Here is a 24,392-nt window from a genome sequence, read left to right as displayed (position 1 = left end):
ACAATCAGTCAGGTAAATTCCAAGATATAAAATGATATGCATCTACTTTGTCATTTTTCTCTTCAAATAACCATAATTCACAACTGTTATCAGGATTGTGCTCACTTTTAGGGGCAAATAATTGAACCAAAAGAGCGTTTTTGTTTATCCATTTAAAATCAAAATCATAAGTTAGATTGTCTGCGCCATAAGCTATATATCTCGTGTCTTTCATACGCTCTACATCTTTTAACTCTGGTTTTGGTGAAAAAAATAACGTTAAAATATAATCTTTACATACATCTAATATAGTAGCACCAACATAAGTATACATACCGTCGTTCCAAATTTTCTTTGCAAGTTTTTTACAGTCTTTATTTAAAAGCTTCTTAGGTACCGCCTTTTTCTCCCAACTATTATCATAATCATCTGTTGCAAATGATAAATTTACAGCTATAAGTAAAGCTAAGATTATTTTAAAGATTGATTTCATAAATATATCGTTCATTATTAATCGGGTAAATTTTTAGACGTAAAACTATATACATCTACGCTACCATCTTCTTCTTCATATAGCCATAATTCACAGCTTGATTTAGAATATTTATCAGCATGAAAATGTAGTTGTACCAAAAGACTTTTGTTGTTTAACCACTTAAAATCAAAGTCGTAACAAAAATTTTTATTACACTCTTTGTATTTTTGATTTTTTAGATGTTGTATCTCTTTAATTTTTAGGTCGTAGTCTCCATATAAATTTAAAATAGGCTCTTTGTATATATTTAATATAGTTGTTTGACGATAGGAAACCTTGCTTTCATTCCAAATGTCTTTTAATATTGTTTTGCAACCTTGACTCAAAAACTTTTTTGATATTGTCTTTTGCTTCCAGCTATCATAATAATCATCTATATAATCATCTGTTGCAAATGATAAATTTAATGCCATAAGTAAAGTTAGTGCTATTTTAAAGATTATTTTCATAATACTTCTCCAAAAGTATTTTTATATCCCTCTTTTAATATCTCTATAGGATCTGCTAAGTCTTTACGCCTTTTAAATTTATTGTTTGGATCATTAGTGACAGTCAAAGCATCACAATAGCTATTAAAAATTTTTTATTTTCATAGTAATATCCTATTTCTTCGGCTTTGAAAAAAGTAGAAAAATAAGCAAATAAAAGAAAATCTAAAAACCACTATACTTTATATCTTTTTAAATTTATTTTGATCGCTACAATTCTTTAAAATACTCTTTTGATATAAGCATATTTTTTGGTATCCATTCCTTTTTGTTTAATGTCTCACACTCTTCAAAATTTACTATAGCTCTTTTGTTTTCATCGGCATCTATTCGTAGTGCTAGGTAGCATCCATTGCCTTCATATATGTATTCATCTGCAAAGTAGGCTACTTTCTCGCCATATTCGTCATCATCTGTCTCTGGGTCAAGATCTATATTTTTATTCCTGGCTACTCCAGATATTTTTACAATATCTTTATATGCGTTATTTTCATAGGTTAGACTAAATTTGATCTTATCTTTTGCTATCTGCTTTGTACTTAAATCTATACTTATGGTATCTGTTTTGTATGTAAAGACTTGTGCAAACGAACCACTACAAAAAAATACTATAAAAAATATAAATAAAATTTTTTTCATCTAGTTTCCTTTATGTTGTCAATATTGCCATTTTCTATAGTAGGTAGACTGTAATTGGGTGTAAAATTTTCCGGATATACAAATGTAAAATTTTTGTTTTTATATATAGAATATCTTACCTCATCTTTTTGGTTACCTCCTAATATTACAAGATTATTATTTTTTGTTACAGCAACAACAAACCCAACATGTCCTGTTCCATTTTTATTAACAATAACTGCTAAACTACCATATGCGGGCTTGTCCAATTTTTTCCCCCAATTTTTCCAGGAGTATGCACCAGCACTATTGGTTCCTTTTATACCAACCTGGGACATTACCCAGTTTACAAAACTGGAGCACCAAGGTGTTTCATCGTCTTTGAAATTTCCTGAAGTAAACGAGTGGTATTCTATGATTTTAGGGTTGTGGTCTTTGCCTGTTATTTCTTTTACTCCTACTTCTTCTCTTGCGATAGCTATCCAAGGCAGCTCTTCTTTTTTTATCTTTATTATCCCAACCCCCTCATCCCCATCTTCCCACATACCACTATCTACTCTGGTTAAACTCTTTGATTCATTAAAAGAGTTAATAAATTTATCCATATTCTCTTTACTTAATAAATTTATACCAAGCTTATCATCTTTATCTGCATTAGACTGATTATTACTAGAGCTCTCTTCTTTTGCATAAATTTGATAGCTCTTATTTGTCTTCTCATCACTTTTTAGCTCTTTGCTTAGCTTATCATCTTCATAGATATTTATCTCATTTGATGAGATATTTTTATTTATATATAAGTAATTATCATTTTTTATTAAAGCATCGTCTTTATTATCACTAAGCTTTAATTTAGCATCAAATGCCTTCTCTTTTATGGCATGCTCAAACTCATATATAACTAGCTTATCATCTTTAAATTTAATATATAAAGGTATCTTTATATCTATTCTTATATGATTTTTGCCATATCTTGTAAAAAACTTAAATTTATCCTTATCACCTTCAAGATATGCAAAAAATACTATAGTATGACCACCTTGCTTTAGCTTATCTAGATCATCTTTTTGTATAACATCTAAAATTTTAAATGTTATCTCTTTACCCTTTTGATCTTTTAAGCCTACTACATCTTTTGGATTTGATTTGGATAGTTCATCATACTCTTTACTTTTTATGACCTTATATCCCCAAAGTATCTCTTTATATCTCTTACTACCTTTTTCTTGTTTATATATAGCCTTTAAGCTTATTGGCTCATTTGTCTTAAATGGATACTCACTATCAGAGATTACATTTGTTATATGATCTGTTATATCTCTTAACGAGATCTTATTGCTATAGCAAAAGTTAGAACTACTCTTATCTTGATATCCTAAAGATATTACAGCTGTATCAGTGTGAGCATGAATATCTTTAGTGCTATAAACTTTACTTAGATCACTTGAATAAAGTATAAATTTAGTATCTCCTTTATTCTCTTTATCTATTGGGATATTAAATGTAGCTGTATATGAGTTTTTGATATCTGAGTCTTCATTTTTTACTAAAGATATACTCTCATATATACTTTTATCAAAGCAGTGATGAAGATATATCTTATCTATATCTTCACTTGCCTTACCATCTTCGTTTTCAATGATGAGATTGTTTATTGTAAGAGTAAGACCTGAACTTGATGCTGATGTAGGCACTACATTATTACCATGTGCTAGACGAAGCTTTATATCAAACATGGCTGAGTCTTTATCATCTCTTAGGGTAAAGTTATTCTCTTTGGCGAAATTTAATAAAGAGAAATTTAGGTGTTTGTTGTTAGACGAGGGGAGTTTGAAGTGATGAGAAGTAGGCACACTACTCCTCTTTTCTATTCTCTGGTAAAACTAAATGACCATTTTTGTCTATTAGGGAGTATTGCACGAGCACAATATATAATAGGTCATCTATCTGTGGATAATCGGCATCATAGTGGTAAATTTTGTACTTTTGCAAAAATTCGTTATTTATTTCAGCTCTTTTTGCATCTCTTGGTGCGCTACTATTTTCTATTGGTACATACTTTAAGGTGTCTTCAAAAACCTCCTTAAATTTCTCATAATCTTTGCCATAAATTCTTTTAAAAAGCTCTTTATCATTTTCATAAAGTATTAAAGCTAGCTTGGCAGTATACTCTCTATAGAAATTCTTTACACAATAGATACTTTCAGATACAAAAAATGCTGACCTTGTGATAAAGCTATAGTCATACTCTTTTTTTGAGTATCTAATGCACTCTTTTTTACTATCTTTTATCCTTTCTCTAGCTATCTTTTGAGCCTTTTCTTTTAAATTTGGGTTTTCTTTTACTATTAGATTATAAAGATCGCTAAAATAGTTATCTCTAAAAGAGTTATAGTCTGACTGGCATATAAAGTCTTCTAAAGAGTATTTTTTAAATTTATACTTTCCTTTGGTGTCATAGCAGGCAAAGCTTGGTTTACTCTTTGTGCCATAATCCCTCCAAGGGCTTGAATCATAATCATTTAGTTGGTAAAAATCATTACTAAATTTATTGATAGCATTTTCAGGGCTTAAAGGTTCAAAAGCGTTTAAATTTAAACTAGCAATTAGGGCTAACAATATGCTTTTAAATTTCATCCTACATCCTTACTGAAACATCTTAAATATATTTGCATCTCTGATACGTTTATACGCCTCTTTCCTACGCTCTAGCCCAAGTTTTTGTGGATTTATAACAGCGGTTATGCGCTCTACTATATCACTATTATCCGAATCCGCTTTGCTTTCATCGGCTATTTCATAAAGACGATATTTTTTAGGTTTTGGTCTTTCTAGAGTCCAAAAATATGCAGCAGAAACTAGAGCATATTTTCCATCTAAAGTTAATAAATCTGGTGAATTTACAAAATTTACTTCTTCATCTAGCCAATAATTATTACGCGCATATTTGTTGAAATCTTTATAGTTAAATTTTCCAGTAAGTTGCTTAATTCCTCTACCTCTAAAATTAAATCCATCATCGCCACCATCATTGCCCAAATAACCCTCTCCACGATCAGAGTACATAGCGTTACCAACAAATTTTGCCCATTTTGAAGGATCTGTCTTGTCGTAATATTGCGGATATAGTTTTTTAGCTTCTTCTAATCTAGCTTTACCTCTATAGCTAATTATATTATTCTCTGTAAATTTTTCTAACTCTTCTTCTAGAGTAAAATCACCTTTTGTTGTCTTTGTTTCTACAAAGCATTGCCCAAAAAAATGTTCTAATCTATTTCTAGTATTAAGCTTATATTTTACATACATTTGAATTCCGTCATCATCATCTCTTCTATTTAGTTCATCTACCATTTCTTGTAAGATATATTCTTGATTTGTTTTTATATTGGTAAATACTTGTTTTAGCATATCTAGTGTAAATGGATAATCTTTAATCTCTATTAAAACATTTATCCCCTCATCCCCATCTTCCCACATACCACTATCTACTCTGGTTAAACTCTTTGATTCATTAAAAGAGTTAATAAATTTATCCATATTCTCTTTACTTAATAAATTTATACCAAGCTTATCATCTTTATCTGCATTAGACTGATTATTACTAGAGCTCTCTTCTTTTGCATAAATTTGATAGCTCTTATTTGTCTTCTCATCACTTTTTAGCTCTTTGCTTAGCTTATCATCTTCATAGATATTTATCTCATTTGATGAGATATTTTTATTTATATATAAGTAATTATCATTTTTTATTAAAGCATCGTCTTTATTATCACTAAGCTTTAATTTAGCATCAAATGCCTTCTCTTTTATGGCATGCTCAAACTCATATATAACTAGCTTATCATCTTTAAATTTAATATATAAAGGTATCTTTATATCTATTCTTATATGATTTTTGCCATATCTTGTAAAAAACTTAAATTTATCCTTATCACCTTCAAGATATGCAAAAAATACTATAGTATGACCACCTTGCTTTAGCTTATCTAGATCATCTTTTTGTATAACATCTAAAATTTTAAATGTTATCTCTTTACCCTTTTGATCTTTTAAGCCTACTACATCTTTTGGATTTGATTTGGATAGTTCATCATACTCTTTACTTTTTATGACCTTATATCCCCAAAGTATCTCTTTATATCTCTTACTACCTTTTTCTTGTTTATATATAGCCTTTAAGCTTATTGGCTCATTTGTCTTAAATGGATACTCACTATCAGAGATTACATTTGTTATATGATCTGTTATATCTCTTAACGAGATCTTATTGCTATAGCAAAAGTTAGAACTACTCTTATCTTGATATCCTAAAGATATTACAGCTGTATCAGTGTGAGCATGAATATCTTTAGTGCTATAAACTTTACTTAGATCACTTGAATAAAGTATAAATTTAGTATCTCCTTTATTCTCTTTATCTATTGGGATATTAAATGTAGCTGTATATGAGTTTTTGATATCTGAGTCTTCATTTTTTACTAAAGATATACTCTCATATATACTTTTATCAAAGCAGTGATGAAGATATATCTTATCTATATCTTCACTTGCCTTACCATCTTCGTTTTCAATGATGAGATTGTTTATTGTAAGAGTAAGACCTGAACTTGATGCTGATGTAGGCACTACATTATTACCATGTGCTAGACGAAGCTTTATATCAAACATGGCTGAGTCTTTATCATCTCTTAGGGTAAAGTTATTCTCTTTGGCGAAATTTAATAAAGAGAAATTTAGGTGTTTGTTGTTAGACGTTTGGTCTTCAAAGTACTTCATGCTTATAGCGCCATCTTCTAGTTTATACTCTATATCATCGCTATTTTGCTTTATGCTAGTAAAGGTAGCACCATTTATCTTATCTTCTTCATTTTTGTTTTCTTGATAGAGCATTACCGTGTCTTTGCTCTTTGCATTTTTAAATTTTATCTCTTCATTTTTACTATCTTCATAAGAGTCAAATTTAAAGTCAGTAAGTATTAGCTCACATAAATTTACCTTGCCATAGTTTGGTCTACTAGAATTTAGCTCTTTTGGGTTTAGCTCACTGCAATCAAATGGAGTTTGACAAGCTAGCACAACGGTAAATTCGCTCTTTTTAGGTTGAAAGACTCTAATAGGAGTTGTCATCTTTCTTGGACATAGTAAGAGTATATTTTCTTGTTTGTAAAATTCCTCCTCTCTTTGCCTTAAGAGCTTATTTATTCTTGAAGTATTTGAAGCATTTGAGCTGATTAAATTTACGCAGTATATGTTTTCAAGGCCAAAGGTCTTTGTACTTTGAGTGCTTAATAAAGAATTTATCTTATTAACAAATGGTTGAAATAATGCCTCACATTTTGATGTATCTGATACGTTTAAATTTGATCCATTTTCTTGAAGTTTCATAAATTCTAAATGAGTGACATTTTGGATGATCTCTTTATTGTTTTGGTTTTTTGATTTATATTTTGCTTTGGATATATTTAAATGGCTAAAAACATCTATGCACTCGGCAAAATTAACATTTTGCTCATCGCTTTCATAAAGCCCAAACTGATTTGAAATTTTTTCTCGCAAAAGAGATGTTTTATTGCTTACTTCATCACTAAAGCTCTCATATGTTAGCCAGAACCAGGCCTTAAAACGATTTTTGCTTTTGATATAGCTTGCTAGGGATGGATCAATATTACTTTTTTTACTGATATAAAGAAGTGCTAAAAGTGCGACATGCTCTCTTGAAATTTGGTTATTTTGTGTATCTGAAGTAAGTGAAATGGCTTGTAAATTTTTAAGTGGAGAGTTGTTTAATTTTTGATTTATCTCTTGGATTAGCGGCGTAAGCTTTTGCTCCAAGATGGCATTTAGCTGATCTTCCGAGCTAAATTCAAACTCAGGTAAAGTATCGGCACCTCCAGACTTTGCATAAGCCCCTTTTGCGGCATCATTTATCTTTTTTAAAAGTTCATCTGTATCTATCTTTTCTATGGTAGTCTTACTCGTGGTGTTAGCAATAGTTTGCTTGACATCTTTTATGACTTTGTCTTTGTTGTTTTTATAAATTTGGGCACAAATAAGTTCTATATCATCTTTTAGGCTAAAGCCATATCCAATAAGTAGTTTGTTGTTAGATATAAATGGCCTACTTATGTCATTGTCATATGAAAATTTTATAATATCTATTAAATTTCTTTTAAAATTTACATCATTTCTGGGCGTTAGAGGCATTAAACTTCCTTGGAAATTTTTGCTAAATATTAGCACAAACTTAAAAAGTATTCAACAATAAAACTTTATAGTAAAAATTTATGTCAAAAACATAAATTTGCATGTTTTTATTTTTAACAAGGCTACTTAAAAGGGCTTGTAAATTTAAAGCGCCTTTATAAACTCTTTAAATTTATCGCCTCGCTCGGCATAGCTCTTAAACTGATCAAGGCTTGCAGCTGCCGGGCTTAGAAGCGCTATCTCGCTGGTCTTTAGCTCTTTATTTATCTCATTGACAGCATTTTGTAAAAAATCGCATTTTAAAGCCGGTATGCCAAATTTAGTCGCTAATTTCATGAGTTTGTCACTATTTGAGCCGATGGCGTAAATTTTTACTCTTAAACTCTTTAAGCCTTCAAAAAGTGGCGTCATATCAACACCCTTATCATCGCCACCAAGTATTAGATGTATGAAATGATCTTTGTAGCGTTTAACAGCCTGTATGCTCGCGTCTATGTTAGTTGCTTTTGTGTCATTGACCCAGATTCTGCCATTTTTATCGCTAAATTCTTCAAGCTTATTTGCCTCGATGACGAAGGTATTTAAAAGCCCCACGTCGCAGCGGTCAAATAAAATTTTCTCCACTGCAAGTGCTAGTAGCGCATCAAGCAAAAATGGCGTTTTAAAATTTATATCATCTACGCTTACACCACAAAACTTAGCCAGATCGCTCTCATCTTTGTAAGCGATCACTTTTGCCTTTGTTGGCGTGCTGGCGTAAATTTCTGGCACTATCGCCACGCTACTTTCGCTCATGCTAGCAAGTGGCTTTAGCTTAGCCTTTTCGTACTCGCTCATGTTGCCATGCCAGCTTAGATGATCTGGAGTGATGGGTAAAAGCACATAGATGCCAGGTACGGCGCGCTTTGTGTAGTGCAGGGTAAATGAGCTAGTCTCAAGTATCCAAATTTTAGCACTTGGGTCTAAATTTGCTAGCGCAATGCCAACATTTCCGCCCATGAGTGAACCCTTACTCTCTAGCAAATGCTGCATCATCTTTGTAGTTGTAGTCTTGCCGTTTGTGCCACTGATCCAGACATTAAATGGCAGATGATTTTTATAAATTTCATAAAAATAGTCATATTCGCTAACTAAATTCCTAGCTTTTTTTATAAGCTCGTGATGAGGTGGAATGCCTGGACTTGGTATCTCTAGACTGCTTTTTGCTGGGTCAAATTCGCTAACTGGCAAAAGAGTGTTTCCAAACTCGTCCTTAGCAATTTCGTTAAATTTATCATCACAGATATCCCAAAAACCGTCATTTACGAAGTTTTTGGCGATAGCTTTTGTTGTGCCACCATAGCCAAATAGTGATTTTCTCATGACTTTCCTTATCTGATCTTTAGCGCCGTTAGCGCGATCAAATTTGCTAAAAGCGCGATGATCCAAAAGCGCACGATGATCTTATTTTCTGCCCAGCCTTTTATCTCGAAATGGTGATGTATAGGTGCCATGAGGAAAATTCTGCGTTTAAAAATTTTAAAGCTACCCACCTGCAAGATAACGCTTAGCGTCTCTACAACGAATATCAAACCTATTATGATGAGCAAAATTTCATTTTTGGTCGCAACGCCCATAAAACCGATATATGCGCCAACACTTAGACTGCCACTATCACCCATAAAAACCTCAGCTGGGTGGCAGTTAAACCACAAAAATCCCATGAGTGAGCCAATTAGCGCAGAGGCTACGACGACGCTCTCGCCAACGCCAGCGATCTTTGGCAAGAGCAAATATGAGCTAAAGACCGCGTGTCCGCAGATGTAAGCAAAAACACCAAGTGTTAGAAGCGAAAATATCGATGGTACGGTAGCTAGTCCGTCAAGCCCGTCTGTTAAATTTACTGAATTTGAAGCAGCGACTATGACTAGTGTCCAAAAGAAAATGGCAAAAATTTTTAAATCTAAAATAGGTTGCTTAAAAAAAGGTAGATAAAACTCGGTGCTAAGCTCGTGACTTGCATATAAAAAAATAGAAATAACAAAGGCTATTAAAAACTGAAAAAAGAGCTTTGCTTTTGGGCTTAGGCCAGCATGATTTTTTGCTCCTAAAATTTTGCTGTAATCGTCCTTGTAGCCAAGCAGCGTAAAGCAAACTAGGCAAAAGAGCGATGTTAAGACAAATGCGTTATCAAGCCTTGCGCAAATTATCGTGGAAAGTACGGCTGTAAAGACAAAAACAAGTCCGCCCATAGTCGGCGTTTTGGCCTTTTTTTGGTGAGTTTGTGGGGCAAGCTCGTAGATAGGCTGGGCGGCGTTTTTTGCCTTTGCCCAAGCGATAAATTTGGGCATCAAATAAGTTGTGAGTGCAAAAGCGATGAAAAAAGCGATACCAGCACGAACGGTGATGTATTGAAAGATATTAAAATTTAAAATTTCATAGATATAGTAAAACATGAGAGCCTTTATTTTTAAAAAAAGCAATTTTAGTATAATGGCCTTAAAAATTATCTAAAATTAAGGATAAATTTTCAAAATGAGTCAAAAAACTATTTTAATAATAACTGATGGTATTGGATTTAATAAAAGCGTTAAATTTAACGCATTTGAGGCGGCTAAAAAGCCAAATTACGAGAAATTTTTTAAAGAAATTCCAAACTCGCTCATAAAAACTTCTGGAAACGCTGTGGGACTACCTGAAGGGCAGATGGGAAACAGCGAAGTAGGGCATATGTGCATAGGAAGCGGACGAGTTTTGTATCAAAATTTGGTTAAAATTTCACGTAGTTTTGCCGATGGCTCGATAGCAGAAAACGAAGCGCTAAAAGCTCTTTTTAAAAAGTGCAAAAAGATCCACGTCATAGGGCTTTATAGTGATGGCGGCGTGCACTCACATATGGAGCATTTTGACGGTATGTGTGAGCTTGCTAGCAAAAATGGCTGCGAAGTTTTTGCCCATGCTATCACCGACGGACGCGATGTTAACCCAAATAGCGGTATAAATTTTATAAAAAGCTTGGAGGCTAAATTTAAGGTAGCTACCGTTTGTGGAAGATTTTACGCGATGGATAGAGATAAACGCTGGGAGCGCGTAAAAGAGGCCTATGATAGCTTGGTAAATGGAGCAAATTTAAGTAGCTTAATGCCAAGTGAGTATCTACAAAAAAGCTACGATGAGGGCGTGACAGATGAGTTTGTAAAGCCAGCTAGTTTTAATGGCTTTAAAGGCATAGGCGAAGATGACGGTGTGATCTTTATAAATTTTAGAAATGATAGAGCAAGAGAAATTTGCGAGGCTTTGGGCGAAGAGAAATTTAGCGAGTTTGAGCGACCTTTTGCTATCAAAAATTTAATCACTATGACCGAATACGACGCAAATTTTAAATTTGAAGTGCTATTTAAAAATGAAAAGATAAAAAACACTCTAAGCGAGGTCATAGCAGCGGCTGGGCTAAGACAGCTTCACACGGCTGAGACTGAAAAATACGCCCACGTTACATTTTTCTTTAACGGTGGCGTCGAGGAGTTAGCTAGCAACGAAACAAGGGTGCTAATCCCTAGTCCAAAGGTAAAGACCTATGACGAAAGGCCAGAGATGAGTGCAGCAGAGGTTTGCAAAGCCGTGCTAAAAGGTATGGATGACGAGCAAGACTTCATCGTAGTAAATTTCGCAAATGGCGATATGGTGGGGCACACTGGCAACTATGAGGCCGCGATCAAAGCGGTAGAGGCAGTAGATACGGCTCTTGGAGAAATTTACGCCAAAGCAAAAGAGAAAAACTACGCTATGATCATCACGAGCGATCACGGAAACTGCGAAGAGATGCGCGATAGCAGTGGCGAGCTACTGACAAACCACACGACTTATGATGTCTTTTGTTTTGTGATGGCAGATGGCGTAAAAAAAGTAAAAAACGGCGGTCTAAACAATATCGCTCCTAGTGTTTTAAAGCTCATGGGGCTTGAGATCCCAGCTGAGATGGACGAGGCGTTAATATAAAAGAATGGAGCTAGTCGAGTTTTTTGGAGCGGATAAAGTCATAACCTTTATGCTCCTTTTTGCACGTCTTAGTGGGCTTATCGTATTTTTTCCATTTTTTTCTCACAATCAAATTCCGCTTAGCGTAAAAACTTTACTAGTTTTCGCCCTTTGTATCGTGCTTTTCCCGCTCTCACACACCCATGAGCACGCTATAAATTTTTTGATCATGGAAATTTTAAGTGAGGCCATGCTCGGACTTTGCGCTGGACTTTTGCTAAATATCGTTTTTGCCATACTTCAAATGGCTGGCGAGCAGATCTCGATGATTATGGGTTTTTCGATGGCTTCAGTGCTTGATCCGCAAACTGGTACAAATTCGCCAGTGATCGCAAATATTCTAAATTTTATTGCACTTCTTGCATTTTTGATGCTTGATGGGCACCATTTAATATTGCAGTTTTATTCCACTTCACTTTCTGCTATACCGCTTGGAGATTTTTATCCAAGAAGCGGTGTGATGAGCTACGCCCTAAAGCTTTTTGGTAATCTTTTTATGTTTGGATTTGTTCTGGCTTTTCCTATTATCGCGCTTTCTATACTTTCAGATGCTATTTTTGGCATGCTTATGAAAACTATGCCACAATTTAACCTATTAGTTGTTGGCTATCCTATTAAGGTAAGTATCGGCTTTTCGGTTTTGATAGCTATTTTAGCTGGCATTATAAAAATCATAACTGATATGATGGTGCAGATTTTAAACGATATGCCAGCGCTATTTTTTTAAGTAAATAGCAATGAATTTTATCATAGAATACAGCCTCAAGCTCTTCAAGGAGGGATCATGAAAGTTGCACTTATAAACAAAAACCCAGCAGTTTCTCGCCTTATAACGTTAAGTTTAAATAAGCTAGGCATAGAATATAGTGAATTTGACGATATTAATAGTGTTGGCGATCAATTTGATTATATTATCATCGATAGCGATATGGATAGCAGCGATGTTAATTTAAATCAAAAGATAATGTATCTAGCACCTAGAGGCGGTGAAAAGCCAGATTTTGCTGATGTTATGCTTGAAAAGCCCTTTTTACCAACAGAATTTATTAGTTTGTTTGAACAAAACAAAGATACTGACAATGATAAAGAACTTGAGCTTGGACTAGATGAGTCTGCAAATTTTAATGACTTTGACGAAAGTAATAAAAACTTTGATGATTTAGAAAATTTTGAGCTTCCAGAAATTGATATGGGTCTTGAAAATTTAGCAAAAGAAGATGATAAGGCAGATAAATTTGATAACGAGGCTTTAGATGACGAGTTTTTAAAAGAGGAGCTAAGTGAACTAGAGGCCGAGGATTTAAAGGATAAAGATATCAGTTTTGATGAAACAGACACTGAACTCATAGATGATGATATTATAAATGACATAGCTAGCAAGTATATGGCTGATTCAGAAGATGTAGATAAATCCTTAGAGCAAAATAATGAGCCACCTGTGACAAAAGAAGAGCATAGCGATGACTTTGATGAGCTTAGTTCGCTTGTGGATGAGATAGATGATATGGGCGAGAGCGACTTGGCAGATGAAGAGGCGAAAAACGAGCTTGATAAAATGGTCGAGCAAAATTCTCAAAATTTAGAAACTACCGAGCTTAATGAAGACTTTGTAGATGATATAAGCCAAAGTAAAAAAGAGCTCAGCGAGATCGAGTCTTTGGATAAAGAGCTAAACGAAGAAGCCAGCGAAGATGGTGAAAATTTTGATGAGCTAGAGGCTGATTTTGATAGTGATGAAAATTTTGAGCCTGAAAGCAGCGAGGCAAATTTAATAGATGAAGCTAGTCAAAATTTAGAGGAAGATATAGATAGAGAATCTACTAAAGAAGCAGAGGAGATTTCTTTAGACGAAGATATAGATCTTGAAAAAGAGCTAGCTAAAGAAGATCATGAAGAAATTTTTGAAGAAGTCCTTGCTCAAGAAGACCTAGGCATGGTAGATGAGGTGTTTGAGGAAGAAAATTTTAAAGAAGAGACGTTGGGTAGCCTAAATTTTGATGTAGCGTCTATTGAGGAAATAGATGAAAATACGATGCAAGCAGCATTTGGATTAAATAATGCGCCACAAACTAGCTCATGCGATGAAACAAAAATCGATGCTGACTATAAAGAAGAGCTAACCAAAAAGATCACAAAACACGTCCATGAGTCGTTAAACGAAAGCTCGCTAAGAGATGTGCTAAAAGATATGAACATAAAGATAAATATAAGTTTTGAGGAAAAGTAGTTGCAAGGACAAATTTTAGTAGTTTCTGGGCCTAGTGGAAGTGGAAAAAGTACGCTTTTGGGCCGTCTTTTAAAGGAAGAGAAGGATCTTTATTTTTCTATTTCAAGCACGACAAGGGCAAAAAGAGAAGGCGAAGTCGATGGAGTGGATTACTATTTTATAAAAGAAGATGAATTTAAAAGTGGTATAGAAAAGGGCGAATTTTTAGAATGGGCGCAAGTGCATAAAAACTATTATGGAACGAGTCTAAAGCCTGTTTTGGCAGCACTTGAGGCTGGAAAGATAGTTATATTTGATATTGATGTGCAAGGCTTTCACATCGCACTTGAAAAATTTAAAAGTTACATAACCTCAGTTTTTATCACGACAGCAAATAAAAAAGAGCTTAAAAAACGCTTGAAAAACCGCGGAACTGATAGCGACGAAACGATAGAAAATCGCCTAATGAACGCAGTTGGAGAGATGGAGCATATTTTAGAGTATGATTATTTTTTAGTAAATGATGATATAGAAAAGAGCTATAAAGGGCTAAAATCAATTCTTAGAGCGATGAGGTTAAAAAGCACAAAAATAGACTTAAGACGCGTTATTGATGAGTGGATAGATTGCTAGAAATTCAGGAATTTATGATAACATTTTGAAAAATTTATTGAGGAGAAAAAATGGGTTCTTTTAGTATTGGTCACTGGCTAGTTGTTTTAGCGATTATTGTTTTACTTTTTGGAGCAAAGAAGATCCCAGAACTTGCAAAAGGACTAGGCAAAGGCATAAAGACTTTTAAGGCTGAGATGGAAGATACAACACCTGAAAAAAGTGAGAAAGTCGAGCATAAAGAAGAGAATGCCGATAGTCAAAAAATAGAAGAAACAACTAAAAACGCATAGGTTTTAGAGTTGAAAAATAAAATAAAAGTTGAAATTTCAAAGGTTTTAGAGCGTGAATTTGTGCTTGAAAAGCCAAAGGATAAAAATTTAGCCCACTATGCTACACCACTTTTTAGCCTTGCAAAGGAGCTAAGAAAGTCACCAGCCATGATAGCTAGCGAGTTTGCTGATAAATTTAGTGATAGCAAAATAGTTGAAGCTAGTGCAGTAAATGGCTACTTAAATTTCAAGCTAAAAAGCGAGTTTTTAGATGAAATTTCAAAGCAAATTTTGCTAGATAGCGAAAATTTTGCAAAAGAAGATGCGAAAAAAGATAGCTATTTAATAGAATACATCAGTGCAAATCCAACTGGACCGCTTCATATTGGACATGTTAGAGGCGCAGTTTACGGTGATACTTTGGCAAGACTTGGTAAAAGACTTGGCTACGCTATCTCAACAGAATACTATATAAACGACGCTGGTAATCAAATTGATCTACTTGGCACTTCGATATCGCTTGCGGCAAAAGAGCAGCTTTTTAACGAAAGTGTCGTCTATCCGGAGAAATATTACCGCGGGGATTATATTTTAGATATTGCTAAGCTTGCAAATGAGAAATTTGGCAAGGAAATTTTTTATGACGAGAGTAGAAACCTCGAGCTTGCCGAGTTTGGCAAGGATATCGTGCTTGAGATCATTAAAAAAGATTTAGCTGACGTTGGGATATTTATAGAGAGCTGGGCCAGTGAAAAGGCTCTTTATGATGGCCTAGAGCCAACTATAAACAAGCTAAAACGTTCAAAACAAATGTACGAAAAAGATGGTGCTACTTATATCGCTTCAACCACGCTTGGCGATGATAACGATAGGGTCGTAGTTAGAAATGACGGCAGACCGACATATTTAGCTGGTGACATCATCTACCATAACGCTAAATTTGAGAAAAATTTTGATCACTACATAAACATTTGGGGTGCTGACCATCACGGATATATTGCAAGGCTAAAGGCTGCAATAAATTTCCTTGGATACGATGAAAATAAGCTTGAAGTGATACTTATGCAGATGGTTAGCCTGCTAAAAGATGGCAAGCCATACAAGATGAGCAAGCGCGCTGGTAATGCCGTGCTAATGAGCGATATTGTAAGCGAGATCGGTGCTGAGGCGCTTAGATTTATCTTTATAAGCAAGGCAAATACGAGTAGTTTGGAATTTGATGTGGATGAGCTTAAAAAAGAGGATAGCTCAAATCCTATCTTTTACATAAACTACGCTCACGCTAGGATAAATCAAATCTTCGCAAAGGCTGGAAAAAGCGTTTGTGACGTGATAAATGCTGACTTTGAATGCCTAGATGAAAATGCTAAAAATTTACTTTTTGAAGCACTGATTTTACCTGAAATTTTAGAGGATGCTTTTATCTCAAGGCAGCTTCAAAAGATCCCAGACTATCTGAAGTCACTAGCTGCTAGTTTTCATAAATTTTATAATGAAAACCGTGTGGTTGGAAACGAAAACGAAGATAGCTTACTAAAAGTCTTTGCAGTTGTTGCTATCTCGATAAAAACAACATTTAATATAATGGGAATCACAGCTAAAGATAGGATGTAGAATTTGCATTTATTTTGGCTAAAAGCAACAAAATTAAATTCGAAAAAAGGTTTATTTAAAAATATCTCAAACTCATGATGCTCTTGAGAATTTAAACACCTTTTTTCTCAAATACAATCGCAATAGTTTTTACTATGATCTTTATCTCTAGCCAAATCGACCAGTGTTTTATGTAGTAAAGATCATACATTAGTTTTTGTTTGGCGTCGTGTGTATTTGAGCCATAAGGGTAGTTTACCTGTGCCCAGCCGGTAATCCCAGGACGGACGATATGGCGTTCATTGTAGTAAGGAATCTCTTTTTCAAAGAAATTTATCCAGTGCCTTCGCTCAGGCCTTGGACCTATCAGATGCATTTGTCCTCGAAAGACGTTTATACACTGTGGCACCTCGTCTATACGAGTTTTGCGCATAAATTCGCCAAACTCAAATACTCTCTCGTCATTTTCGCTAGCAAATTTTGCTCCATCTTTCTCGGCATCTTCCATCATCGAACGAAATTTGATGCACTCAAATTCCTTGTTGTCTAGCCCAACTCTACTTTGTAAAAAGTAAAGGCTTCCAGGCGATTGCTCGTCTATCTTTCTTTTTACATAAAATTTTAGACCAAAAAGCAAGATAAAAAGTACCAAACAGCTAGCATAATCGATCATTCGCTTGAGTGCGTAAGCAAAAGCACCATAAGGCCTTATCTCATCTAAAAAATTAAGATTTTCGCCATTTTCTGGGATGTAGCACTTTTGCAAGTAAATTTCTAAAAAATTCTCTACGTTTAGAAATTTTATCTTTTTATACTTTGTTTTAAACTGCAAAAGCGTGAGAAATCTAACCAATTTACTATCGACTGGCTTTGCGGTATTTAGTACGATTAGCCTTTGATCGCCTGATTTTATGAGATTTTCTAGTGCGCTTCTCAAGGCTTTTGCGTCGCTATTTTCATGGGATAAAAAATTCACCTGGCCAAATTTCTTTCTAAGCTTTTCTAGTTCTAAGCTGGTAAAAGCATATTTTTCACCAAGGATGATCATAGCCCTATCCCTTTATCTTTATTTTAAATTTGCATTATAAAATTCGTCTAATTATACCCAAACGTGCTAATTGCATTTTTAAAAAAAGAGTTAAGATTAAAATATGTCACACAAAATTCTCGCAGTGCTTGTTTTGGCGCTGATTTGCGGCGTTTCTTTTGCGCTCTCAAACACGCTTTTGGCCAAATTTCACACAAGCCCGCTCATCATCTCTATCATTCTAGGCGCCATTTTTGCAAATCTTTTTACTAAGCGGACTCAAATTTTAAAATCAAGCGGCGTCGTGGCGATCGCAGGGAAGCAAATTTTAAGGCTAGGCATCATACTTTTTGGCTTTAACATAAGCCTTGGCGAGATCGCAAGTGTTGGTACTCTAGGCGTGATATACGCAACTTTTATGGTCTTTGCGACCTTTTTGTTTGCGCTTTTTGTAGCCAAAGGTTTGGGGCTTAGTAAGGATAGTACCGTGCTCATTGGCTCAGGAGCAAGCATATGCGGCGCAGCTGCTGTTATGGCTACTCAAAATGAGATAAAAGCAGACGCAAACAAGCTTGCTATCGCCATTTGCACGGTGGTACTTTTTGGGACGATTGGTATGTTTATCTACCCATTTATCGCTAAATTTCTAGCTCTTACACCGCAACAAACCGGCTTTTTTATCGGCGGCTCGCTTCACGAAGTAGCCCATGTAGTTGCAGCCTCAGCGGCATTTGACGGCACAGCAAGTAGCACCGCCGTCATCATAAAAATGCTTCGCGTCATCATGCTCGTGCCATTTTTGTTTTTGCTAAATTTCTTAAATTTAAGCCAAAATAGCGGCGGCTCAAAACTAAAGAGCATACCATGGTTTGCGCTATTTTTCCTAGTGGCGATATGCGTTAGATCTCTACCATTTTTCCCTGAAAATTTGGTGCAAATTTTAAAGCTAGCCTCTAGCATCTGCCTTTGTGTTGCTATGTGTGCTTTGGGGTTTGGGATAGATAGGAGTATATTTAAAGCGACGGGCAAAAAGCCATTTTTGTTAGCATTTTTTATATTTTTATGGCTTATTTGCTCATCGCTTGTTTTTGTTAAGACTCTTTGCTAGTTTTTAGCTTTTGCAAAAACTCTTCGATGTTGTATTTTGCTCGATAAGCTGGACTTAAAAGGTGTATCAAAATGTCGCCAAGGTCCATCACGATCCAATCAGGCGAGCTCTCCGTACCTATAAATTTCTCCCCAAGAGGTTTAAGCTCCTCTTTTAGATCCTCGCTCAGTGAGTAAGCGTGTCTCTCGCCAAGCGTTGTAGCGATAACTACGGCTTTTACGAAATAATCATCCCCGCTCATATCAAACACTTGTATCTCTTCAGCCTTTTTTGCGTCTAAAGCCCTGACTATACTTTCGGTGCGCTCTTGCATCGATCTCTCTTGCATTTTGTATCCTTGGTAAAAATTTATAATTTCATCTTTTATCTCGCTAGGCAGCTCATCAAGCCCTTTTTGATGCCTGATCTGCGACGAGCTAACATCCACGTGCACGTCCATTTTTTGTAAATTTTGTGGAATTTCTATGTGATTGCGCTTGGCGATCACAAACTGCACTAAGCTTTTAAGCTCCTCGTAGCCATGCCACTTATCAAGCGTAGCTAGGTGGTCCGCGCCTATTATGAGATAAAATTTATCTATCTTGAATTTCTCATACAAATACTTAACCGTCTCTATGGTAGGCACAGGGCGAGCTAAATTTATCTCATAGTCTGAGATCTCAACTTTCTCTAGTCCGCCCCAAATTTCTCTTATCCACTTTAGGCGAAGCTCTGGCGGAGCTGAAAATTCGCTCTTAAAGGGACTTATAAAAGTTGGCATAATGATGAGTTTGTCGATATCTAGGCCGCTTAGTGCCATTTTCACAATGCTATCGTGACCTAAATGAACCGGATCAAAGCTCCCGCCAAAAAGTGCTAACTTCATCTATTAAAGTGCCTTGTTTATATTTGTTTTAAAATTCTTTTTTGTAGAATTAGGCGTAATTATATCAAAAGGAGCTAAGATGTCAGTTAAAGTAGCAATCAACGGTTTTGGACGTATCGGCAGGTGCGCTGCTCGTATTATTTTAGAGCGAGACGACGTTGAGCTTGTCGCTATCAATGACACGGCGACGCGCGACATGACGCGCTATCTGCTCAAATACGACAGCGTGCACGGCGAATTTAAGCAAGACGTTAAGGTGATAAGCGACGATTTTATAGAAGTAAACGGCAAAAAGATAAGAGTTTTTTCAACAAGGGATCTAAACGAGCTTAGCTACGCAGACTGCGGCGCAGACGTGGTTTTGGAGTGTACGGGCAAGTTTTTAACCACCGAAAAGTGCGAGCCCTATCTCGCTCGCGGTATCAAAAAAGTCGTCATGAGCGCTCCCGCAAAAGATGATACTGCTACATTTGTAGTCGGCGTAAACGACGATAAATACGCAGGCGAAGCGATCGTCTCAAACGCAAGCTGCACCACAAACGGCCTAGCGCCCGTCGCAAAGGTGCTAAATGATAAATTTGGCATCGTAAAAGGGCTAATGACTACGATCCACGCCTATACAAACGGCCAAAGCCTGGTTGACGTGAAGGCCAAAGACTTCCGCCGTTCGCGCGCTGCAGCCCTAAATATCGGACCTACTACCACAGGTGCTGCCAAAGCGATCGCAAAAGTGCTTCCTGAACTAAACGGCAAGATGCACGGACAAGCGGTCCGCGTACCTGTCGCTAACGTCTCTATGGTCGATCTAACGGCGGTTTTAAAAAGACCTGCTAGCAAAGAGGAGATAAACGAGGCGTTTAGAGCGGCTGCTGAGTCGAATTTGAAGGGAATTTTATTCGTCGATGACGATTATAGAGTTAGCAGCGATTTTTGCACGAGCGCATACAGCAGCATCGTGGCGAGCGACACTACGCAGGTCATCGCGGGTGATATGGTAAAGGTCTTTGCGTGGTACGACAACGAGTGGGGCTACTCGACAAGGCTTGTGGACCTAGCTAAGATCGTGGCTACGAAGTAAATTTAAAGGGTGAGAAATGAGTGAAATTTTATCGATCAACGACCTTGAGCTAGGCGGCGCGAAGGTATTTGTCAGGTGCGATTTTAACGTGCCGATGGACGAGTTTTTAAACATCACCGACGACCGCCGTATCCGCTCAGCGATACCAACTATCCGCTACTGCTTGGATAATGGCTGCAGCGTAGTTTTGGCTAGCCACTTAGGCCGTCCAAAAAATGGCTTCGAGGAGAAATTTTCGCTGCGAGGTGTGGCAAAGAGGCTTTCGAGGCTGCTTGATAGAGACGTGATATTTGCCGAGGACGTCGTCGGTGCGGACGCCAAAGCCAAAGTCGCTGCGCTAAAACCGGGCGAAATTTTACTTCTTGAAAATTTGCGCTTTGAAAAGGGCGAAACAAAAAATGACGAAGCTTTAGCAAAAGAGCTTTCAGAATTTGGTGAATTTTACATAAACGACGCGTTTGGCGTCTGCCACAGGGCGCACGCATCGGTTGAAGCGATCACTAAATTTTACGACGAGAAGCACAAAGCGGCGGGATTTTTGCTACAAAAAGAGATAAATTTCGCTCAAAATCTCATCAAACACCCTGCGCGCCCGTTTGTAGCGGTCGTGGGCGGCAGCAAGGTAAGCGGCAAGCTGCAAGCCCTGCACAACCTGCTTCCTCGCGTGGATAAACTCATCATCGGCGGCGGCATGGCGTTTACGTTTTTAAAATCGCTCGGCGAAAATATCGGAAACTCGCTGCTTGAAGAAGACCTCATCGAGGACGCGCGCGAAATTTTACGCAAGGGCAGGGAGCTTGGCGTTAAAATTTACCTGCCGGTAGACGTCGTCGCAGCCCAGACCTTTTCGGCAGAAAGCGCCGTAAAATTCGTCCCCGCTCAAGAGATACCGAGCGGCTGGATGGGGCTAGATATCGGGCCGGCGTCCATTAGGCTATTTAAAGAGGTCATCGCCGACGCGCAAACCATCTGGTGGAATGGGCCGATGGGCGTTTTTGAGATGGATAAATTTAGCAAAGGTAGCATCAAAATGAGCCACGCCATCATCGATACTCACGCGACTACGGTCGTTGGCGGTGGCGACACGGCCGACGTGGTCGAGCGCGCGGGAGACGCCGACGAGATGACCTTTATCTCCACGGGCGGAGGTGCTAGCTTGGAGCTCATCGAGGGCAAAGAACTACCCGGCATAAAACCGCTTAAAAAGGCTGCGGAGTGAGGTTTTTAGCAAATTTAAAGTGCAATCATACGAGAGCGAGCTTTGCTAAATACGCTCAAATTTTAGATGCAAATTTAAGCGCAAACGACGACGTGACGGTATTTCCTCCGTTTAGTGCGCTTGATCTTGTGGCTCATAAATTTAAACTCGGCGCGCAAAATTTCTATCCGTGCGAAAGCGGCGCTCACACCGGCGAGATCGGCAAGGCGATGCTGGACGAGTTTGGCGTAAAAAGCGTGCTGATCGGGCACTCCGAACGACGCGAGCTTGGCGAGAGCGAGGAGTTTTTGCGAGCTAAATTCGACTTCGCCGTAAAGGCGGGCTGGCAGATCGTCTACTGCATTGGCGAAAATTTGAGCGTGAACGAAGTGGGGTGCACGAAGGAGTTTTTGGCGGAACAGCTAAAAAATATCGACCTTGGCTACGAGCGACTACTGATCGCCTACGAGCCAATTTGGGCGATAGGCACAGGCAAGAGCGCAAGCGCGGAGCAGATCGAGGAGATTTTAAATTTCATTCGCGAGCAGACGAGTGCGCCGCTGCTTTACGGCGGTAGCGTAAACGCCGCAAATATCGGCGGGATAGCGGGTATCGCAAACTGTGATGGAGTGTTAGTAGGTACGGCGAGCTGGGACGCGACGAAGTTTTTGGAGCTTATACGCGTCGTCTCGCATCGCTATACTTCGTTGTCTTAAAATTTTGCTCGGTCATTACCTGTATTGCATGGTAACTCCCGTCGCAAAATTGTAAGTCGCCTAGTCTAGCTTCGCGATACTGTCGCTTGGCGTTTTCGCGAGATTTCGCGAATTTTAATTTATAAAATTTTAAGTCAAATTACGCAGGATTTTTCGCTTAGTCAAGGCAAAATTTAAAAAATAAGCGGAGCGAACATATGGTTCGTGAGTATTATTTTTTAAATTTTAACGTAGAATAAGTAGAAAAAGCCAGGCAAAAGTAGAAAGGAAAAATAATGATATTAAAGGGTAAAAAGGGTCTAATAGTAGGCGTTGCGAACACCAAATCTATCGCTTACGGCATTGCAAAAGCTTGTTGCGATCAAGGTGCGCAGATGGCGTTTACCTACCTAAACGACGCGCTGAAAAAACGAGTAGAGCCGATCGCAGAGGAGTTTGGTAGCAAATTCGTCTATGAGCTTGACGTAAATAATCCCGCTCACTTGGACGGTCTTGCGGATCGCATCAAAGCAGACCTTGGCGAGATAGATTTTGTCGTGCATGCCGTGGCTTATGCACCAAAAGAAGCGCTTGAAGGCGAGTTTGTAAACACGACTAAAGAGGCATTTGATATCGCGATGGGTACTAGCGTTTATTCGCTACTAAGCCTTACTCGTGCGGTCCTACCGGTGCTAAAAGAGGGTGGTTCGGTGCTAACTCTTACATACCTTGGCGGACCAAAATTTGTGCCACACTACAATGTCATGGGCGTTGCCAAAGCGGCACTTGAAAGCTCGGTTCGCTACCTAGCACACGACCTTGGTGCTAAAAATATCCGCGTAAATGCTATCAGCGCAGGCCCTATCAAAACGCTTGCTGCAAGCGGAATAGGCGATTTTAAGATGATACTTCGTTACAACGAAGTAAATAGCCCGCTAAAACGCAACGTTACGACTGAAGACGTCGGCAACAGCGCGATGTATCTACTTAGCGACCTAGCTAGCGGTGTAACAGGTGAAGTTCACTACGTAGACTGCGGCTACAATATCATGGGTATGGGCGACGTGGCTACCGATGCCGAGGGCAATACGATCCTAGCTTGGGACGCAAAATAATCTACTAATACAAAATTTGGCGGGGTGACTTGCCAAATTCTTCTTTAAAATTTCACTAAATTTACCGCATGGGCATACAAAATGAGCTTTAGATGAGCTTGTAGACGCAATAGGCCAGGCTGGGCACTGATCAAGGAGTGGCTAAAAGAGGCTAATTAATTTTTGTCTCTTGATGAAAGCATGGTGTAAAGCGAGCTTTTAGGACTTCAGGTAACTACTTGCTCACCGATAGGAGCGTTTGTTTATGGGTGCGGTGGCATCGTGATGGATGAAGGTTGGCTGCGCCTACTTGGCTCAGTATGTGAGCAGATGAAGCGTGGAATTTACAGCTTTAACCTTGGCAAAAACTTTAGCGAGGCAGGGTAGATGCCTAGCAATTTGTTCGTGGCAAACGATGTTTTGTATAAATTTGTTCGTGATAAACGGCGGTGCCTTTGGTGGCAAAGCTGGCAATGTTCTTTACTGCGCGCTAGATAGCGGCAAATGGGAAGATACGCAGCTTATCTACTCGCGGTTTTTACTTGGCGCTTTGCGGCGATATATCTAATTTTTTGTGAGTTTTACAGCTGGTATGGCTAGTGTGAGGATGTGAAAAAAATTAGCCTTGATAGGATGATATTTGTGCTACCGCCGATACTTTGGCAAGACATCAACATAAGTTTAAGACTAAAAGACTTTAAAAAAGATGATATTTATGTGAATTAATAATTCATTTTTGCCTTCAAGGGTGTCTAGTAAATTTATATGATACTTCCAGTAGATCCAAGAGTTTTGCTCTATCT

At 37.5% G+C, this 24,392-nt stretch carries 23 protein-coding genes; 13 read left to right on the top strand and 10 right to left on the bottom strand.

Annotated elements, in window-relative coordinates; genetic code table 11:
* Window positions 1–4 precede the first annotated feature (4 nt).
* From CYP54_RS04240 to mraY, 8 genes are all read right to left on the bottom strand, one after another.
* On the bottom strand, window positions 5–472 hold the full coding sequence (locus tag CYP54_RS04240) for a hypothetical protein (protein WP_103604318.1): 468 nt from the start codon (window positions 470–472) through the stop codon (window positions 5–7).
* 17 nt (window positions 473–489) lie between these two features.
* Complete coding sequence (locus tag CYP54_RS04235; protein ID WP_103604317.1) at window positions 490–963, bottom strand: hypothetical protein; 474 nt, start codon at window positions 961–963, stop codon at window positions 490–492.
* Between the two features lie 249 nt (window positions 964–1,212).
* Window positions 1,213–1,641 (bottom strand): hypothetical protein, encoded by a 429-nt coding sequence (locus tag CYP54_RS04230; RefSeq protein WP_103604316.1) that lies wholly within the window; start codon window positions 1,639–1,641, stop codon window positions 1,213–1,215.
* The gene (locus CYP54_RS04225; protein ID WP_141108511.1) at window positions 1,638–3,473 is read right to left on the bottom strand and encodes an NlpC/P60 family protein; all 1,836 of its coding nucleotides are present in this window, start codon (window positions 3,471–3,473) and stop codon (window positions 1,638–1,640) included. The genes CYP54_RS04230 and CYP54_RS04225 overlap by 4 nt, the downstream gene beginning before the upstream one ends.
* A 1-nt stretch (window position 3,474) precedes the next feature.
* The gene (locus CYP54_RS04220; protein WP_103604314.1) at window positions 3,475–4,257 is read right to left on the bottom strand and encodes a hypothetical protein; all 783 of its coding nucleotides are present in this window, start codon (window positions 4,255–4,257) and stop codon (window positions 3,475–3,477) included.
* 9 nt (window positions 4,258–4,266) lie between these two features.
* On the bottom strand, window positions 4,267–7,824 hold the full coding sequence (locus tag CYP54_RS04215; RefSeq protein WP_103604313.1) for a glycoside hydrolase family 19 protein: 3,558 nt from the start codon (window positions 7,822–7,824) through the stop codon (window positions 4,267–4,269).
* 144 nt (window positions 7,825–7,968) lie between these two features.
* Window positions 7,969–9,186: a UDP-N-acetylmuramoyl-L-alanine--D-glutamate ligase gene (gene murD, locus CYP54_RS04210; RefSeq protein WP_103604312.1), complete on the bottom strand. Its 1,218-nt coding sequence runs from the start codon at window positions 9,184–9,186 to the stop codon at window positions 7,969–7,971.
* Between the two features lie 8 nt (window positions 9,187–9,194).
* Window positions 9,195–10,259: a phospho-N-acetylmuramoyl-pentapeptide-transferase gene (mraY, locus tag CYP54_RS04205; RefSeq protein WP_103604311.1), complete on the bottom strand. Its 1,065-nt coding sequence runs from the start codon at window positions 10,257–10,259 to the stop codon at window positions 9,195–9,197.
* Between the two features lie 79 nt (window positions 10,260–10,338).
* On the opposite strand from mraY, the gene gpmI reads away from it, so the two are divergent.
* The 6 genes from gpmI to argS are packed head-to-tail and all read left to right on the top strand — an operon-like array spanning window position 10,339 to window position 16,545.
* Window positions 10,339–11,802, top strand: a complete 1,464-nt coding sequence (gene gpmI, locus CYP54_RS04200; RefSeq protein ID WP_103604310.1) for a 2,3-bisphosphoglycerate-independent phosphoglycerate mutase — start codon at window positions 10,339–10,341, stop codon at window positions 11,800–11,802.
* Between the two features lie 4 nt (window positions 11,803–11,806).
* A complete protein-coding gene (gene fliR / locus CYP54_RS04195; RefSeq protein WP_021091844.1) occupies window positions 11,807–12,568 on the top strand; it encodes a flagellar biosynthetic protein FliR in 762 nt (253 codons plus the stop codon).
* 57 nt (window positions 12,569–12,625) lie between these two features.
* Entirely contained in the window at window positions 12,626–14,068 is a 1,443-nt protein-coding gene (locus CYP54_RS04190) for a putative sodium/potassium/calcium exchanger (protein WP_103604309.1), read from the top strand.
* Window positions 14,069–14,680 (top strand): guanylate kinase, encoded by a 612-nt coding sequence (gmk, locus tag CYP54_RS04185; protein WP_084041149.1) that lies wholly within the window; start codon window positions 14,069–14,071, stop codon window positions 14,678–14,680.
* 50 nt (window positions 14,681–14,730) lie between these two features.
* Complete coding sequence (locus CYP54_RS04180; protein WP_021091616.1) at window positions 14,731–14,952, top strand: twin-arginine translocase TatA/TatE family subunit; 222 nt, start codon at window positions 14,731–14,733, stop codon at window positions 14,950–14,952.
* 9 nt (window positions 14,953–14,961) lie between these two features.
* A complete protein-coding gene (argS, locus tag CYP54_RS04175) occupies window positions 14,962–16,545 on the top strand; it encodes an arginine--tRNA ligase (RefSeq protein ID WP_103604308.1) in 1,584 nt (527 codons plus the stop codon).
* A gap of 91 nt (window positions 16,546–16,636) precedes the next feature.
* On the opposite strand, the gene CYP54_RS04170 is transcribed toward argS, so the two are convergent.
* The gene (locus CYP54_RS04170) at window positions 16,637–17,572 is read right to left on the bottom strand and encodes a sugar transferase (RefSeq protein WP_103604307.1); all 936 of its coding nucleotides are present in this window, start codon (window positions 17,570–17,572) and stop codon (window positions 16,637–16,639) included.
* 103 nt (window positions 17,573–17,675) lie between these two features.
* Between CYP54_RS04170 and CYP54_RS04165 the strand changes: the two genes are divergently transcribed.
* Window positions 17,676–18,659, top strand: a complete 984-nt coding sequence (locus CYP54_RS04165; protein WP_103604306.1) for a YeiH family protein — start codon at window positions 17,676–17,678, stop codon at window positions 18,657–18,659.
* On the opposite strand, the gene nadD is transcribed toward CYP54_RS04165, so the two are convergent.
* On the bottom strand, window positions 18,643–19,524 hold the full coding sequence (nadD, locus tag CYP54_RS04160) for a nicotinate (nicotinamide) nucleotide adenylyltransferase (RefSeq protein WP_103604305.1): 882 nt from the start codon (window positions 19,522–19,524) through the stop codon (window positions 18,643–18,645). The genes CYP54_RS04165 and nadD overlap by 17 nt on opposite strands.
* A 79-nt stretch (window positions 19,525–19,603) precedes the next feature.
* Here nadD and gap point away from each other — a divergent pair, with 79 nt between their 5' ends.
* From gap to CYP54_RS10115, 6 genes are all read left to right on the top strand, one after another.
* Entirely contained in the window at window positions 19,604–20,602 is a 999-nt protein-coding gene (gap, locus tag CYP54_RS04155) for a type I glyceraldehyde-3-phosphate dehydrogenase (protein ID WP_103604304.1), read from the top strand.
* 16 nt (window positions 20,603–20,618) lie between these two features.
* Window positions 20,619–21,821, top strand: coding sequence for a phosphoglycerate kinase (locus tag CYP54_RS04150; RefSeq protein ID WP_103604303.1), 1,203 nt, complete (start codon window positions 20,619–20,621; stop codon window positions 21,819–21,821).
* Complete coding sequence (locus CYP54_RS04145) at window positions 21,818–22,516, top strand: triose-phosphate isomerase (protein WP_103604302.1); 699 nt, start codon at window positions 21,818–21,820, stop codon at window positions 22,514–22,516. The genes CYP54_RS04150 and CYP54_RS04145 overlap by 4 nt, the downstream gene beginning before the upstream one ends.
* A 275-nt stretch (window positions 22,517–22,791) precedes the next feature.
* Window positions 22,792–23,610, top strand: coding sequence for an enoyl-ACP reductase FabI (gene fabI, locus CYP54_RS04140; RefSeq protein WP_103604301.1), 819 nt, complete (start codon window positions 22,792–22,794; stop codon window positions 23,608–23,610).
* Between the two features lie 228 nt (window positions 23,611–23,838).
* Window positions 23,839–23,976: a DUF2625 family protein gene (locus tag CYP54_RS10120; protein ID WP_257639787.1), complete on the top strand. Its 138-nt coding sequence runs from the start codon at window positions 23,839–23,841 to the stop codon at window positions 23,974–23,976.
* A 28-nt stretch (window positions 23,977–24,004) separates the two neighbouring features.
* Window positions 24,005–24,157 carry a DUF2625 family protein gene (locus tag CYP54_RS10115; RefSeq protein ID WP_258033665.1) on the top strand — a complete coding sequence of 51 codons (153 nt, stop codon included), beginning with the start codon at window positions 24,005–24,007 and terminating at the stop codon, window positions 24,155–24,157.
* Window positions 24,158–24,392: the final 235 nt, after the last annotated feature.

The organism is Campylobacter concisus (genome assembly GCF_002914005.1).
GTDB lineage: Bacteria > Campylobacterota > Campylobacteria > Campylobacterales > Campylobacteraceae > Campylobacter_A > Campylobacter_A concisus_N.
The sequence above is the reverse complement of the archived record's forward strand: the minus strand, read 5'-3'. Positions and strand labels throughout refer to the sequence as shown.

Coding starts and splice junctions, on each gene's coding strand:
- gpmI (WP_103604310.1), top strand. CDS start 10,339: ATGAGTCAAAAAACTATTTTAATAATAACTGATGGTATTGGATTTAAT.
- CYP54_RS04215 (WP_103604313.1), bottom strand. CDS start 7,824: ATGCCTCTAACGCCCAGAAATGATGTAAATTTTAAAAGAAATTTAATA.
- CYP54_RS04150 (WP_103604303.1), top strand. CDS start 20,619: ATGAGTGAAATTTTATCGATCAACGACCTTGAGCTAGGCGGCGCGAAG.
- fabI (WP_103604301.1), top strand. CDS start 22,792: ATGATATTAAAGGGTAAAAAGGGTCTAATAGTAGGCGTTGCGAACACC.
- mraY (WP_103604311.1), bottom strand. CDS start 10,259: ATGTTTTACTATATCTATGAAATTTTAAATTTTAATATCTTTCAATAC.
- CYP54_RS04165 (WP_103604306.1), top strand. CDS start 17,676: ATGTCACACAAAATTCTCGCAGTGCTTGTTTTGGCGCTGATTTGCGGC.
- CYP54_RS04240 (WP_103604318.1), bottom strand. CDS start 472: ATGAAATCAATCTTTAAAATAATCTTAGCTTTACTTATAGCTGTAAAT.
- CYP54_RS04230 (WP_103604316.1), bottom strand. CDS start 1,641: ATGAAAAAAATTTTATTTATATTTTTTATAGTATTTTTTTGTAGTGGT.
- murD (WP_103604312.1), bottom strand. CDS start 9,186: ATGAGAAAATCACTATTTGGCTATGGTGGCACAACAAAAGCTATCGCC.
- gap (WP_103604304.1), top strand. CDS start 19,604: ATGTCAGTTAAAGTAGCAATCAACGGTTTTGGACGTATCGGCAGGTGC.
- CYP54_RS04180 (WP_021091616.1), top strand. CDS start 14,731: ATGGGTTCTTTTAGTATTGGTCACTGGCTAGTTGTTTTAGCGATTATT.
- CYP54_RS04190 (WP_103604309.1), top strand. CDS start 12,626: ATGAAAGTTGCACTTATAAACAAAAACCCAGCAGTTTCTCGCCTTATA.
- CYP54_RS04235 (WP_103604317.1), bottom strand. CDS start 963: ATGAAAATAATCTTTAAAATAGCACTAACTTTACTTATGGCATTAAAT.
- CYP54_RS04170 (WP_103604307.1), bottom strand. CDS start 17,572: ATGATCATCCTTGGTGAAAAATATGCTTTTACCAGCTTAGAACTAGAA.
- CYP54_RS10115 (WP_258033665.1), top strand. CDS start 24,005: ATGTTTTGTATAAATTTGTTCGTGATAAACGGCGGTGCCTTTGGTGGC.
- nadD (WP_103604305.1), bottom strand. CDS start 19,524: ATGAAGTTAGCACTTTTTGGCGGGAGCTTTGATCCGGTTCATTTAGGT.
- CYP54_RS04220 (WP_103604314.1), bottom strand. CDS start 4,257: ATGAAATTTAAAAGCATATTGTTAGCCCTAATTGCTAGTTTAAATTTA.
- fliR (WP_021091844.1), top strand. CDS start 11,807: ATGGAGCTAGTCGAGTTTTTTGGAGCGGATAAAGTCATAACCTTTATG.